The sequence below is a fragment of the Bordetella genomosp. 10 genome (assembly GCF_002261225.1).
Classification (GTDB): Bacteria; Pseudomonadota; Gammaproteobacteria; order Burkholderiales; family Burkholderiaceae_B; genus Bordetella_C.
The window spans coordinates 325894-341056 of sequence record NZ_NEVM01000002.1 but is presented as its reverse complement, the minus strand read 5'-3'; the positions used below and the strand labels follow the sequence as shown (position 1 = coordinate 341056).

Below are 15163 nucleotides of genomic sequence, written 5' to 3'. Positions count from 1 at the left end.
TTCACACCACCTGGCTGAGTTTGACGTAGCGGTCGGTGACCAGCATGACGATACCGAGCAAAAGGATCTGCACCGACGCCACCGCGGCGATGGTCGGATCCAGGTTGAACTCCAGGTATTGCATGATGGCGATCGGCAGCGTCGTGTGGCCGGGCCCCACGAGCGACAGCGACAATTCCAGGTTTTCGAAGGAAACGATGAAGGAGAACAGCGCGGCCGCCACGATGGCGGGCCGCAGCATGGGCAGCGTGACGCGGAAGAACGCCACCCGGCCGCTGGCGCCCAGATTGCGGGCCGCTTCCTCGATGGAGGGATCGAGCCCGCCCATGCTGGCCGAGACCAGCCGCACCGTCCAGGGGATGGTCAGGCAGACGTGCGCCAGCACCAGGCCGCCGTAGGTGCCGACGATATCCATGTCCAGCGCGTTTTCGGCGCGCAGGTAGAACAGGTAGATGGCGACGCCGGCGACGATGCCCGGCACCAGCAGGGGCGACAGCAGCAGCGTATTGACCGCCTGCGCGCCGCGGAAGCGGTGGCGGATGATGCCCAGCGCCGCCAGCACGCCCAGCGCGACGCCGCACAGGGCCGCCACCAGCGCCACCTGCAGGCTGAACAGGAAGCCGTTGGCGAAGGCCGCGTTGTCCCAGGCCTTGACGTACCAGGACAGCGTATAGCCCGACGGCGGGAAATAAAGGATGGCGTCCTTGAAGAAACTGAGCCACACCACGAACAGCAGCGGGCTCAGCATGAAGAGATAGATCAGCGCGACGAAGGCGAGATGCAGCCAGCGCAGCCAGGGCAAGGAAAGCGGCGCGCGGGCCCGGGGGGCGGACGCAACGGTAACTGCCACGACGTGATTCCCCTTGAGACGCCGGACGGCGAGCGCCGTCCGATCTGTAGTGAAACCACATCCTACGCGCCGGGTTACCTGAAGAAAATAAAGGTTAACCCGGATTTACGAAAAAGGTGCAACCTACTCCGAAATCTGGTTGCACCCCATCAGTTGCACCTGCGGCGAACCGGGTTGCGGATGGCCCGTGCCGTCCTGGATGGCGCTGGCGATGGTCAGCGCCAGGTCGCGCGTGGCGTCGCGCAGGCCGCGCACCGCCGACGGCGCGTCCGTCCCGCTGACCGACACGCGGCTGACGCTGCGGCACTGCCAGGCCTGGCCCTTCAGGTTGGCCGGCCGCACCCGCCAGGTGGCGTCCACCACGGCCTCCACGCCCGTCACGCTGTCGAAGCGCTGGACGTCGACGGTCACCCGCCACACCGGCGCGCCGGCGGGCGCGCGCATGGCCTGCACGTCCGGCGCCTGCAGCGTGCGGGTCAGCCTATCGGCAAGCGCGCCGCGCATTTCGTCGGCCAGCGGCGCCGACCAGCGCTCGGAGTACAGCGGCGTCAGGCCGCCATCCTGCTCGCGCATCATCAACTGGGGCTGATCGGCGGTCGGCGGCACGTCGACCGGCAGCACTTCCAGCATGAAGGCGGGCGCCGCCGGCGCCGGGGTGGCGCTGGGCGGCAGGGGCGCGCCGGTAAGGGTGTAGTAGTGCACGGGCGGCGAGCCCGCGCAGCCGGCCAGCAAGGCCAGGCCCAGCGCCGCCGCCGGCAGCGCCAGGGCGGCGGGACGGCGGGCGCGGCGGCCCGGGGAAGGCGCCGCTGCGTGGGCGGCGGAAAACAGCGAACGAAGCGCCGACGGACGAGAGGTCATGTTCTTATTTCCTGGTCTGGATGCGTCCGGGCACCGGATCGTCGCCACGGCCGCGCAGCAAGGCTTCCGGATTGGCCTGGAGGAAATCGGACAGCACGCGCAGCGAGCGCGCCGCGCGGGTGAGTTCCTGGATGGCCCGGTCCGAATTCGCCAGCACGCCGTTGTCCGAGGACAGCATGTTGCTGAGATCGTTGAGCGACTTGCTGGCCTGCTTGATCATGGCCTGGGCTTCCGGCGCGACCTGCTTGTCGAGCTTGTTCATCAGGCGCGACGCGCTGGCGAGCGTGTTGTTCAGCTCGTTGCCGATCTTGTCGAAGGGGATCTTCTCGATCTTGTTGACGATGTTGGTGATCTGCTGCTGCAACTGGTCCAGGTTGCCTTGCGTGGTGGGGATCTCCGCCCGCCCGATGCCGTCCCAGTGGAAGTCCACCGCCGGCTGGTTGGGGAAGACGTCCAGCGCCACGTAGAGCTGCCCGGTCAGCAGGTTGGCGGTGCGCAGTTGCGCGCGCAGGCCGTGCTTGATCATCGAGCCGAGCAGGCGTCCGCCCGGATGCGCGGGGTTCTCGCCTTCCTCGCGGATGGCGTACTCGCGCACGCGCTCATACACGGAGCCCAGGCGTTCCGGGTAGAGGTTCGCGTCGACCATCGCATAGAAGCGTTTCTTGGTGGTGTCGAAACCCATGTTGATGGCGTCGACCTGGCCCAGCACGATGCCGTTGAAATCGACCGACGCGCCCACGTTCAGGCCGCGGATGGATTGGTCGAAGCGCATGCGGATGGGGAAAGGCTCGCCGTCCGGCGTGGCCTTGGCGCCCGCCTCGCTGCCGTACAGGGTGAAGACCGAATCCGCCTTCGCGGGCCGGCTGCCGCCCTGGGGCGCGGGTTCGGAAGGCTGCGCGTTCGATCCCGGCGCCTGGATGCCTTGCGCCGTCTTCGGCGCGCCGGCGCCCGCCGGGTTCTGTCCGGGCGCATTGCCGGACGGATTTCCTGCGGTATTACCGGCCGCTGTATTACCCGCCGCCGTATTGCCGGCCGTGTTGCCTGCCTGCTTGCCGGCGCCGTCGTCCGGCTGGATGCGGGAGCCCTGCTCCCCCGTGCCGGCGGCCTGTCCCGCCCCCTGCCTGGCGCCCGCCGCGCCCTGCTGGGCGCCGCCCCGCGCATTCGGCGCCGCATTGGGCGCCGCGTTCGGCGTGGCATTCGGTGCGGCGTTCGGCGCCGCATTGCCCGCGGCGTCGCCGGAGCGGGCGGCAGCCGACGCCGCGCGCAGGGCCGCCTTGGCCGATTCCTCCGGCGACATGCCGCCCTCGCCCGGCTTGCCGGCCAGCGCCGACGGCGGCAAGCCTTGCGGCGCGTTGCTCGCGCCCGGCGCCGCGCCGCTGGCGCTGTCGGCCATGTCCTCGAAGGCGACGCCGCCCACCGCCACGGACAACAGCGATTGCGTGCGCACCTTCAGGCCGTCGGCGTTGACGGTGAAGTCCACCCCGCTGGCGTTCCAGAAATGCGTCGTCGTGGTGACGAACTTGTCGTTCGGCGCGTCGATGAACACCTGCACGTTGACGCTCTTGCCGGAGCTGTCCAACTGATAGCCGATCACCTGGCCCACGCTGATGCGGCGGTAATAGACCGGCGAGCCCACGTCCAGCGAACCGAGGGTATCGGCCTTGAGCGTGAAGCGCTTGCCGGGCCGGTCGTGCGTCACTTCGGGCGGAGTCTCCAGCCCGACGAATTCGGTTTTCTCGGCTTTCGTCACCGGCTTGCCGTCCGGGGACTTGCCGGTGGGCGCGTCCACGCCGATATAGGCGCCCGACACCAGCGTGCTCAGGCCCGAGACCCCGCTCAGGCCCAGGCGCGGCCGCACCACCCAGAAGCTGGTGCCCTCGCGGGCCAGGCTGGCGGCGTTCTTGTCGATGTCCGCCGTGACGACCACGCCGGAACGGTCCTCGTTCAGCTTGATGGTCTTGACCACGCCGACGTTGACGTCCTTGTAGCGCACCTGCGTCTTGCCGACTTCCAGGCCTTCCGCGGTCTTGAAGGTGATGGTGATGGTGGGACCGGCCTCCAGCCAGGTCTTCATCACCAGGGACAGCCCCGCCAGCGCCGCCACCACGGGCACCAGCCAGATCCAGGAAATACGCCGCTTCTTGCGCGTGACTTCCGGCACCTTGATGCGACTGGTCTCGTCGGAAGAGTTCGGGTCGGACATGCTTGCAGGTTTCCTTGTACTTGCTCGTGAGGGCGGAGGCGGCTCGCGTCGCCGGGTTCGCCCCTGCAACCTGCCCCGATCGCCCGTATTTTATTGTCCGCGGGCCTCGCCCGCGCCCGCCGGCGCATGCTCTGCCTTGGCGGGCGAGGCCGCGGAGGCAATTTGCGTGCCCGCCGCTGCCTGGTCCCAGCCGCGGCGCGGGTCGAAGCTCATCGCGGCCAGCATCGTCAATATCACCACCATGCCGAAGGCGGCGGCGCCGGGCGCCGCGCTGATTTCCATCAGGCCGTGGAAATTGGCCAGCGCCGCCAGCAGGATGACCACGAAGACGTCCAGCATCGACCATTGGCCGATGAATTCGACCATGGAATAAAGCCGGGTGCGCTGGCGCAGATTGGCGGTATTGCCGAACTGGATGAAGAGCGCCAGCGCCGCCAGCGACAACAGCTTGGTCAGGGGCACCATGACGCTGGCGACGAAAACGATGGTGGCCAGGTCCCACGACCCCATCTGCCACAACTCGATCACGCCGCCCAGGATGGTATGCGCGCTACTGCCGAACAGCGAATTGATGGACATCACCGGCAATACGTTGGCGGGAACATAGAAGAAGACCGCGGCGATCAGCAGCGCCCAGGTCCGCGCCAGGTGATCCGGCTTGCGCAGGTGCAGGACCGCGTTGCAGCGATGGCAGCGATGCAGCGCCTCCGGCTCGCCCAGCGGCACCGCCTGCACCTGGCCGCAGACGTGGCAGCCCGTCAGGATCTCGCCATGCCGCTCCTGCGGGATGAACGCCTGCACCACGCCGGTATCTTCCGCGTAGCGCCACAGGGTATGCGGCGACAGCCGGCCCAGCATGGTCAGCAGGATGGTCAGCAAGGCGAAACCGGCCAGGCCGAAGCCCGGTTGCACCGACGCCATGCCGGACAGCTTGACCACCGCCACCAGCACGCCGAGCATGAAAACGGGCACCATGCACCAGGGCCGCAACAGGCCCAGCATGCGCATGCAGAAACGGAAAGCGGGCGGCAGGCGCCCGCGCGACAAGGGATACAGCACCCACATCAGCAGGATCAGTTGCGCCATGGGCAGGGCGAAGCCCGCCGCGCCGGTCATCAGCGCGACCGCCCAATGGTCCTGCTCCCAGGTCACGGTGATCGCGTCGAGTAGCGAGGCCTGCTGCTCCATCCCCTGCACCTGCATGATCGCCACCGGATAGGCATTGGCGATCATGAAGACGATGGAGGCCGTCACCGCCAGGGCCAGCCAGGAAGCCAGCGTCAGGCCGCTGTAGCGCCACAGGGTGGTGCCGCAGCGGCCGCAACTGGCGACCTCGCCCGGATCGAGATCATGCCTGCGATAAATGCTCGCGCAGTGTTCGCAGGCAATCAAAGGCCGCAAACGGGTCATCAGTCAGGCGTCACTGGTCAGCGGTCATCAGTCGGCCAGCGCCACTTCCTGCGCGTCCGGCGTATCCGACGACGGCTTCTCGCCATAGGACAGCACGACCTTGCCCTCGGCATCCAGGTCCACCGTCACCGTCCCGCCGTCGACCAGCTTGCCGAACAGCAGTTCGTCGGCCAGCGCGCGGCGGATGGTGTCCTGGATCAGCCGCTGCATGGGACGTGCGCCCATGAGGGGATCGAAGCCTTCCTTCGCCAGATGCTCGCGCAAGGCGTCGGTGAAGACCGCCTCGACCCGGCGCTCGTGCAACTGGTCTTCCAGTTGCATGAGGAACTTGTCGACCACCCGCAGGATGATTTCGCGCGACAGCGGCGCGAACGGGATGATGGCGTCCAGGCGGTTGCGGAACTCGGGCGTGAACATGCGCTTGATTTCCGCCATCTCGTCGCCGGCCACGCGGGCATTGGCGAAGCCGATGGACGGCCGGTTCAGCGTTTCCGCGCCGGCGTTGGTCGTCATGATCAGGATGACATTGCGGAAATCGGCCTTGCGCCCGTTGTTGTCCGTCAACGTGCCGTGGTCCATCACCTGCAGCAGGATGTTGAAGACGTCCGGGTGCGCCTTTTCGATTTCATCGAGCAGCAGCACGCAATGCGGCTGCTTGTTGATGGCCTCGGTCAGCAGCCCGCCCTGGTCGAAGCCCACGTATCCCGGCGGCGCGCCGATCAGGCGCGAGACGGCATGGCGCTCCATGTACTCCGACATGTCGAAGCGCAGCAGCTCCACCCCCAGCGTGAACGCCAGTTGGCGCGCGACCTCGGTCTTGCCGACGCCGGTCGGGCCGGAGAACAGGAAGGCGCCGATGGGTTTTTCCGGCTTGCCCAGGCCCGAGCGCGCCATCTTGATGGCGGCCGCCAGGGCCTCGATGGCATTGTCCTGGCCGAACACCACCGTCTTCAGGTCGCGGTCCAGCGTCGCCAGCTTGCTGCGATCGTCGTTGGACACCGATTGCGGCGGAATGCGCGCGATCTTGGACACGATGTTCTCGATGTCCACCTTGCCGATGACCTTCTTCTGGCGCGAGCGCGGCAGCAGCCGCTGCGCGGCGCCGGCCTCGTCGATGACGTCGATGGCCTTGTCCGGCAGATGGCGGTCGTTGATGTGGCGCGCCGACAGCTCGGCCGCGGCCAGCAGGGCGGCGGACGAGTAGCGCACGTTATGGTGCTCCTCGAACCGCGTCTTCAGGCCGCGCAGGATCTGTACGGTCTGCTCCACGCTGGGCTCGCTGACGTCGATCTTCTGGAAACGGCGCGACAGCGCGTGGTCCTTCTCGAACACGCCGCGGTATTCGGTGTAGGTGGTCGCGCCGATGCACTTGAGCTGGCCCGAGGAAAGGGCCGGCTTGAGCAGGTTGGACGCGTCCAGCGTACCGCCCGACGCCGAGCCGGCGCCGATCAGGGTATGGATTTCGTCGATGAACAGGATGGCGTCGGGGTTGCCGCGCAACTGCTTCAGCACGCCCTTCAGGCGCTGTTCGAAATCGCCGCGATATTTGGTGCCCGCCAGCAAGGCGCCCATGTCCAGGGCATAGACCTGGGCCGATTGCAGGACCTCCGGCACCTCGCCGCGCGTGATGCGCCAGGCCAGGCCTTCGGCGATGGCGGTCTTGCCGACGCCGGCCTCGCCCACCAGCAAGGGATTGTTCTTGCGGCGGCGGCACAACACCTGGATCACGCGCTCGACTTCGGACTCGCGGCCGATCAGCGGATCGATGCGGCCCGCCAGCGCGGCGGCGTTCAGGTCGTTGGCGTATTGATCCAGCGGGGACTGGCGCGATTCGCCCTGTTCCTCGGGATTGGGCTGCTGTTCCTTCTGCGTCGCGGCCGATTCGACCTGCGGCTGCTTGGTGATGCCGTGCGACAGGAAATTGACCACGTCCAGGCGAGTCACGCCCTGCTGTTGCAGGTAGTAGACGGCGTGCGAATCCTTTTCACCGAAAATGGCCACCAGCACATTGGCGCCGGTGACCGGTTTCTTGCCGGTGCCGCCCGCCGAAACGTGCATGATCGCGCGCTGGATCACCCGCTGGAAACCCAGCGTGGGCTGCGTATCCACTTCCGCGCCGCTCGGGATGACGGGCGTATTTTCCGAAACGAATTGGCGCAGGTTACGGCGCAGATCGTCCAGGTTCGCCGCGCACGCGCGCAACACTTCGACAGCCGATGCGTTATCCAGCAAGGAAAGCAACAGATGTTCAACGGTAATAAATTCGTGACGAGCCGAACGGGCCTCGACAAAAGCCATATGCAGGCTGACTTCAAGCTCTTGGGAAATCACGCTTCCTCCATAACGCATCGAAGCGGACATAAACACAAGACATATTCTATGCCTATCGGGCGGTAACGCCAGCAATTTCAAAACCTACCCGATCGTAACGCCCCCGGCTGTCCATGACCGTAAGCGTATAACGACCGTCTTGCGCCAACATTACCCTGAACGGACGACCCGCCGGGCCATGCCCCAGCACGCGCCCATCGAGCATCCACCAAATATCCCCCTCGGTCCCTTGCGCATCGACGTCCACCGCCACCTGCCCGGCGCCCGGCACCGGCCGCAGCACCGAGCCGTTGGACAGGCCCGTCAAGCGCAGGGGAGCCTGCGCGCCGTCCGCATAACCGGCGAAGGTCGGCGGAACGGTATCGTTCAATGCCCAGGCCGGCCGCTGCTCGGGGCAGGTGCCGTCGAGCACGCTGCCCAGGCGCAGGCCCAGGGGCCAGCAAGTCACTACCGCCTTGACCGTATCCGGCCGCACGCGTTCCCGCTGCGGCCCGTCCGGCAAGGCCGAAACAATGTCCTGTAACAAAGGCGCGGCCACATTGGCCCCGAAATATCCGGGATTGGGCGTGCCGTCCGGCCGCCCCACCCAGACGCCTATGGTCCAGTTGTCCGTGACGCCCACCGCCCAGGCATCGCGGAATCCGAAACTGGTGCCGGTCTTCCACGCAAGCCGCTTGCCCGGCGCGCCGGACTGGGCCTGGTAGAAAGGCCGGTCGGGGTGTCCCCCGCCTTCCAGGATGTCCCGCACGATCCACGCCGCGCCGGCGCTCATCATACGGGACTCGACGCGCGGCTCGTCCGGCCGCAGGCGCGGCTTGCCGGACAAGCCGCCCCGCGCCAGCGCGCGGTAGGCGCCCACCAGTTCTTCCAAGGTGGTGCCGCCTCCGCCCAAAATCAAGCTCAGATTGGGGACGGCGCCGGCCGGCATGCGCAAACGGACGCCGCCGCCTAGCATAACCGATGCGAAATGGGCCGGCCCGACCCGGTCCAGCAGGTCCACCGCCGGCACGTTCAGGGAACGCTGCAAGGCCTGCGACACGCTGACCGGACCGGAAAACGAGGCCTGGAAATTGCCTGGCGCGTAGCCGCCGAAGGACATGGGCACGTCCATCAGCAGGCTTTCCGAGTGGATCAGGCCGTCGTCCAGCGCCAGGCCGTACAGGAAAGGCTTGAGCGTGGAGCCCGGCGAGCGGATCGCCGTCACCATGTCCACGTGGGCGTAGCGGCTATCGTCCGAAAAGTCGGCCGAACCGGCATAGGCCTTCACCGCCAGGCTGTCGTTGTCCATGACCAGCACGGCCATCGAGACCTTGGGCGGCAGGCTGTCGACGCGGTCCAGCAGCATCTGTTCGACCCGGTCCTGGATTTCGACGTCCAGGTTGCTGGCCAGCACCGGCGGGCGCTTGTCGCGGCGGCCGCCCGGCGGCCGGGCCTCGCGCAGCAGGCGCTGCGCCGCCAGGGGCGCCAGCCAGCGCGAGCGCAGCGGCGGCGCGGCCACGGTTTCTATCTTGGCGTCGGCGACCTCGGCGCGGCTCCAGCGGCCCAGTTCGACCATGCGGTCCAGCACCTTGTCGCGGGCCTGGCGGGCGGCCTCGGGATGGCGGTCCGGGCGCAGGCGGGTGGGCGCCTGCGGCAGCGCCGTCAGCAGCGCGGCCTCGGCGGCGCTGAGGTTGCGCGCCGACTTGCCCAGCCACAGGCGCGAGGCCATCTCCACGCCCTGCACGATGCCGCCCATGGGCGCCCGGCTCAGGTACATGGAAAGGATCTCGTCCTTGCTGTAGTGCATCTCCAACTGGACGGCGCGCCAGACCTGGCGCAGCTTGGCGCCGATGGAGCGCGAGGGCTTGCCGTTGAGTTGCGGGTCGATCAGGCGCGCCACCTGCATGGTCAGCGTCGAGCCGCCGGAGACGATGTGGCCGTGCACCGCCCACTGCCAGCCCGCGCGCGCCATGGCCACCGGGTTGATGCCCAGGTGCCAGCGGAACCAGCGGTCCTCGTAGGTCAGCAGGGACTGCAGATACAGCGGCGAGACCTGGTCGCGCGTGACGGGATAGCGCCAGATGCCGTCGCGGCTGGGATAGTTGCGCAGCGGCGTGCCGTCGGCCGCCACCACCACGGTGGCGCCGTCGGCATACGGCGCCGGCAAGGGAAACAGCCGGTCCAGCGCCAGCAACAGCACGCCCATCACGGCCACCGCCGCGAGCGCCGCCCTGCACAGGCGGCGCGCGCGCCGGCGCCAGGCCGGGCGCCGCCCTACTTCGCCCGCGCCGTGCGGTCGCGCACTTCTATCTTGCTCCATTGATCGCCTACGCCACGCAGTTCCGGACGGTACATGTCTTCCGCCACCGTCGACGGGACCGCGAACTTGCCGGGCGTGACCACCCGGAGCAGATAGAAGATATCCACCGCGCCGCTGCCCAGCGACACCGCGGCGACGTAGCGGTCGTCACGGAATTCGGTGTGCTTGATATTGGGATTGGACAAGGCGTCGGCCACGCGGCGGCCGCCGATGGTCCAGTCGTTCATGTCCGGGTTCTGCGTCAGGTTGAGGTTTTCCACTTCCAGGCCGGCCGGCACGCGGTCGATCACCAGGCCCTCGGGGATGCGACGGGTCGCGTCCGCGCGGATCCAGGCCACCAGCATGTCGCCCGTCTGCAGCGTGCCGCCGTCCCAGGCGGTGCCGTCGGGACGATACCAGCGGCGCTGCACGCGGATGACGTCGGCGCGCGGCGCCGGCGGGTTGACGCTGCTGCCCTGGATGTCCAGTTCGGCGAACACCGGCTGGCTGCCCGAGTTGACCAGTTGCAGGCCGCCCATGTCGCCGGCCCGCAGGGACACGGTCTGGTCGCCCGTGGCCTGCACCACCTTGCGCACCGTGCCGTTGGCCAGCGTCATTTCCCACGGCGAGTTCTGCTTGCCGCCGGCGGCGCGGGCCGCCAGCAGCAGGGCCATCTGCTCCTGCGTGGAGAAGTAGGACCGGCCGCCCAGGCGCGAAGCCAGGTCGGTCAGCAGCGTTTCGCGGCGATCGTGGCGCAGGTCGTATTGCGCCATCAGCGCGTACGACAGGGCCAGGTCGCGCACCGCGGTGCCGTAGTCGCCCATCCACTCGTCGACGTAGGCCGAGGAACCGGAGATGAAGGCCATGCCGTACTGGCGCGTCATGGCCTGGTCCAGCGCGGCCTTCATGCGGCCCTCGTCGCCCATCAGCTTGAAGGCGGCGGCCAGTTGCACCAGCGGCAGCGGCGAACGCGCGCGTTCCTGGTAGTTGTCGTAGAGCTGGCGCACGGTGGACAGCGGCGCCTTGCCGTCGCGCGCCAGGACCAGCGCGGCGGCGGCCAGGCCGGCGAAGCGGCGATGGTCTTCGCGCAGCACGTTCAACTCGTTGGAGCCGACGCGGCCGGCTTCGACGCCGCGCTTCAGGTTGGCCGACCAGGTGCCGAAGCTGCTGCCGGTCTGCTGCACCTGCTGCAACAGCCAGTTGCGCGAACGCTCGATGGTCGCGTCCGGCACGGTGAAGCCGCGGTCGCGGGCGTCCTGCATGAAGCCGGTGGCATAGGCCGTCAGCCAGATGTCGCGGCTGCCGCTGTCGCCACCCCACAGGGAGTAGGAACCGTTGGACGCACGCATGCCCGAGAGCCGCGCCAGCGCGCCGTCGACCTTCTCCTGCCGCAAGGTGGGCGAGAACCTGTCGACGTCGTAGCGCTTGGCCGTTTCGGCGTCCATCAGCAGCCACGGCAAGGTGGCGCTGACGGTCTGCTCGGTGCAGCCATACGGATACGCCAGCAGGTCATGCACCAGGCGCGCGACGTTGAACGGCGGTTCAGTCGACATCGTCAGGCTGACGGTGGTGGAGTCGGGATAGTACTTGGCCACCCAGTCGGCCTGCGTGGCCGAGGTCTCGCCCGGCATCAGGCGCAGGCGGCGCACCTGGCGCTCGGCGGCCTGGGCCGGCTGCACCTGCAGCACCGACTCGCGCACGATGTGCACGGGCTTGTCGCCGCCCTCCCCGTCCACGGTCAGGCGCATCAGGCCCAGCCCGTACGAACCGGACGTGGTGGCGGTGAAGCGGACGGTGGTGCGCTGCTTGTCCTTCAGCGTCACGGTGCGCTCGCCGTCGGCGATGGCCAGCGGATCGTTGGCCTCCAGCTTGACGGTGACCTTGCGCGTCGCGCCGCTGAGGTTGGTGACGTCCAGCGCGATGGCCGCCTCGTCGCCGGGCGTGACGAAACGCGGCGTGCTCAGCTCGGCGACGATGGGCGCGGCCACCACCATTTCGGCCTCGGCGTTGCCGTATTGCTCGTTGGTGAAGGCCACGGCCATCAGGCGCAGCGTGCCGTTGAAGTCCGGCAGGTCCAGCGGGATCTCCGCCTCGCCCTTGTCGTCCAGCGTCACCGGCCCGGAGAACAGGTCCACCAGCTTGACCTTCTTCGGCAGCGTCTTGGTGTCGCCGCGCATGGCGGCGTCGCCGCCCCACTTCAGGCGGCCCTGGGTGCCGTCCATCTTCTCGATCAGCTTGCCGTACATGTCCAGCAGGTCGGGCGCGTAGCGGTGCTTGCCGAAGAAGAAGTTGAAGGGATCGGGAGTCTGGAACTGGTCGATGTTCAGGATGCCGACGTCGACCGCCGACAGGGTGACCGTGGCCTTCTTGTTGGCCGCGCCGTCCACCTTGATCTTGACCGTCGTGCGGGTTTCCGGCTGCACCTTGGCGGGCGCCGTCAGGTGCACGTCCAGCTTGCGGCCTTCGGCCTGCAAGGGCAGATAGGCCAGGCCCACCGCGCGCGCCGGGGTGACGCGGTCGCCCGCGCTGCCCGGACGGAACACCACCGCGCCCACGTAGAGGTCGTGGCGCTTCCAGGCGGGATCGATCGGGATCTCGACTTCCGTGCCGGTGGCCTTGGCCGCCACCCAGGTCGACCACAGCATGCGGTCGCCTTCCACGGTGACCAGCGCCTGGCCGTCGTGCGGCGGGGTCAGCGTGAGCTTGACCTTGTCGCCCGGCTTGGCCGGCACGTTCTCCAGCTTCATCTGCACGCGGTCGGGGCGGTTGCCGGCGGCCTCGTCGTCCTGCGCGCCCCAGCCCGCGTAGAAGCGGTACTTCAGGGTCTGCTTGGTCTCGGGATCGTTGATCTCCAGGCGATAGCGGCCGTAGTTCACCGGCAGGCTCATCGGCAGGCGGCCTTGCAGGGCCACCACGCGCGAGTCGACCAGTTCCTCGGTGTCGGTATAGCCGCTGTTCCAGCCGCGCTGGTCGTCGTAGCGCCAGTAGTAGCGCCGCTCTTCCTTATATAGACGCACCTGGGCCTGGGCCAGCGGGGCCGGTTCGCCCTTGCCGTCGACGCGGATGACCTCGAAATTCGCCGGCGCGCCCTCGCGCGCGACGTCGTCGTCGAACAGCGGGCGCACGGCGATCAGCTTGTCGGCGGGCCAGATGCTGCGTTCGATGGAGCGCACCACGGGACGGCCGCCCGACTCCAGCAGGCTGGCCGAGACCCGGACCTTCAGCGGCGAGGACGCATCCTTGTAGTTGGAGGTGTCGACCTCGATGGCGCCGTGGCCCTTGTCGTCCAGTTGCGATTCCGGCAGTTCCTCGTAGTGCTTGATGCTGTCGTCGTTGACGTCGCCGAAGATGAAGCCCGGCCACTTCTGCGCCTGCGCAAAGCGGTCGCGCTTGACCGTGAAGCTGGACAGCAGGCGATTGCCGGCGGCCGGCGCGCCGTACAGATAATCCCCCTGCACGTCGATGTCCAGCGGATCGCCGGGACCCAGCGGGCCGTCGTCGGCCTGCAGCGACAGCTTCATGCGCTCGGGCAGGAATTCCTCGACCTTGAAGGGCCAGGTGGCGTCGGCGCGGCGCGCGGCCGGGTCCACGCGCAGCTCCAGCATCCAGGTGCCGGTCTGCGCGTCCAGCGGCAGCTCGATGGCGTGCCGCACGTAGCTGGGGCCGTCCTTGTCGGGACTCCACAGCGCGGTCTGCACGGTGCGGCCGTCGGGACGCTTGATGGTCGCGGTCAGCGGCGCGCCGGACAGCGGACGGCCGTCGGCGTCGCGCGGCAGCACGGACACGTTGAAGGTTTCGCCCGGGCGATAAAGATCGCGCCCGGCGTAGACGAACAGGTTGTTGTCGACCGAAGGCAGGCCCTGGATGTCGAATTCCGACAGGTCCAGCGCCGGATCGCCCAGCGACAGCACCGTCATTTCCTTGCCGCGCGAGGCGCGGATGACGCGCGCCTTGTCGAAGGAGCCGTCGAAACGCACGTGGCCCTGGGCATCGGCGGCGGCCTTGGCCAGCGTCTTGCCGCTGGCGTCGATCAGTTCGACGGTGTCGCCGGAAATCGCCTGGCCCTGCTTGAGCGAGACCGTATAGGCCTCGATACGGTTGGCGTAGCGGCGCGCGTGCAGGCCGATGTCGCTGACGTAGAAATAGGTGGTCTGGTATTCCTCGCGGAAATGGCCGGGCTGGCTCATGACCGCGATATAGATGCCCGGCTCCTGCAGTTCCTTGATGCCCTCGACCGGCAGGAAGGTGACATGGCTGCGGTTCGGCTTGTCGTCGGTGAGGAAGCGCCCCTGGTAGACGCTGGTGCTGAGCGACGTCAGGCGCTCCAGGTCCCAGGAACTGACCAGGCCCTTGAGCGACCGGTTGCCGTAGTAATCGTTGTAGTCGCGCTCGTCGTCGTCATCGTCGTTCGCGCTGCCGCGGTTGCCGACGACGGCGTCGAAGAACTCGGGCACGCGCTCGGGCGCGATGCGCAGGAATTGCACGTCCACTTCCGGCATGTTGACCGTGGTCACCGGCAGGCCGCCGTTCTGGCCGGCCGGCAGCACCACGCCCTTGCTGGCGAAATAGAAGGACGGCGGCATGGCCTCGGTTTCCACGTCGCAATGGGCCGGGGAACCCAGCGTCACCTTGTCGCCGGCGCCGGGCAGGTCGGCGCGCAGGCGGATGACGTAGCGGTGCTGCGGCACGACGTAGGGGAAATAGATCATGCGGGGGTTGTCTCCCACCGTCCAGGACCCCTGCACCGTCTTGCCGGAATCCGTGGCGGCGGTGGCGGCCTTGGCCTTGGACGCGCCGTCGGAAGCCGCTTGCGCGGCATCGCCGCTTTTCAGCGGTCCGGTGTCGATGACTTCGATGAAGCGGCTGAGCTCGGACTTGCGGTCGACCGGCTGGGTGAAGGTCACCGCCAGCGACAGGCTGTCCGCGTATTGGCGCGCCTTGCACGACAGGGTGCCGAAGGGATCGGCCGCGCCCACGGTGGCCGTCGACGGCAGCGCCGGCGCCGCCGGGGCCGCCGGGGCCGCCGGCGTGACGGTGCCCGAGGCCGCGGGCGCCGCCGTGGGCGCGCTGGAGGGTTGCGCGGCCGGCGCCGGAGGCTCCGGGGACCGCTTCAGGAACATCACGACCGCCACAAGCAAGACTATGACGACGGCCGCGACCGCCCCCAACACGCCCTTGTTTTTGCTCACGCTAAACCCCTCTCCCATGCCGCGAAAGCGACAGCTACCCGATA

Annotated in this window: 7 protein-coding genes; all 7 read right to left on the bottom strand. The window is 68.2% G+C overall.

The window, feature by feature from the left end; all coding sequences use genetic code 11:
- Position 1: 1 nt before the first annotated feature.
- Entirely contained in the window at positions 2-850 is an 849-nt protein-coding gene (locus tag CAL29_RS10965) for an ABC transporter permease (protein WP_373559731.1), read from the bottom strand.
- Positions 851-973: 123 nt separating this feature from the next.
- Entirely contained in the window at positions 974-1708 is a 735-nt protein-coding gene (locus tag CAL29_RS10960; protein WP_094853076.1) for a PqiC family protein, read from the bottom strand.
- A 4-nt stretch (positions 1709-1712) separates the two neighbouring features.
- Positions 1713-3911, bottom strand: a complete 2199-nt coding sequence (locus tag CAL29_RS32340) for a PqiB family protein (protein ID WP_256977371.1) — start codon at positions 3909-3911, stop codon at positions 1713-1715.
- A gap of 90 nt (positions 3912-4001) precedes the next feature.
- Positions 4002-5321, bottom strand: coding sequence for a paraquat-inducible protein A (locus tag CAL29_RS10950; protein WP_094853075.1), 1320 nt, complete (start codon positions 5319-5321; stop codon positions 4002-4004).
- A gap of 27 nt (positions 5322-5348) precedes the next feature.
- A complete protein-coding gene (gene clpA / locus CAL29_RS10945) occupies positions 5349-7652 on the bottom strand; it encodes an ATP-dependent Clp protease ATP-binding subunit ClpA (protein WP_179283979.1) in 2304 nt (767 codons plus the stop codon).
- A gap of 52 nt (positions 7653-7704) precedes the next feature.
- Positions 7705-9951 carry a penicillin-binding protein 1C gene (gene pbpC, locus CAL29_RS10940; protein WP_218831840.1) on the bottom strand — a complete coding sequence of 749 codons (2247 nt, stop codon included), beginning with the start codon at positions 9949-9951 and terminating at the stop codon, positions 7705-7707.
- Positions 9906-15137 carry an alpha-2-macroglobulin family protein gene (locus CAL29_RS10935; RefSeq protein WP_373559730.1) on the bottom strand — a complete coding sequence of 1744 codons (5232 nt, stop codon included), beginning with the start codon at positions 15135-15137 and terminating at the stop codon, positions 9906-9908. The genes pbpC and CAL29_RS10935 overlap by 46 nt, the downstream gene beginning before the upstream one ends.
- Positions 15138-15163: the final 26 nt, after the last annotated feature.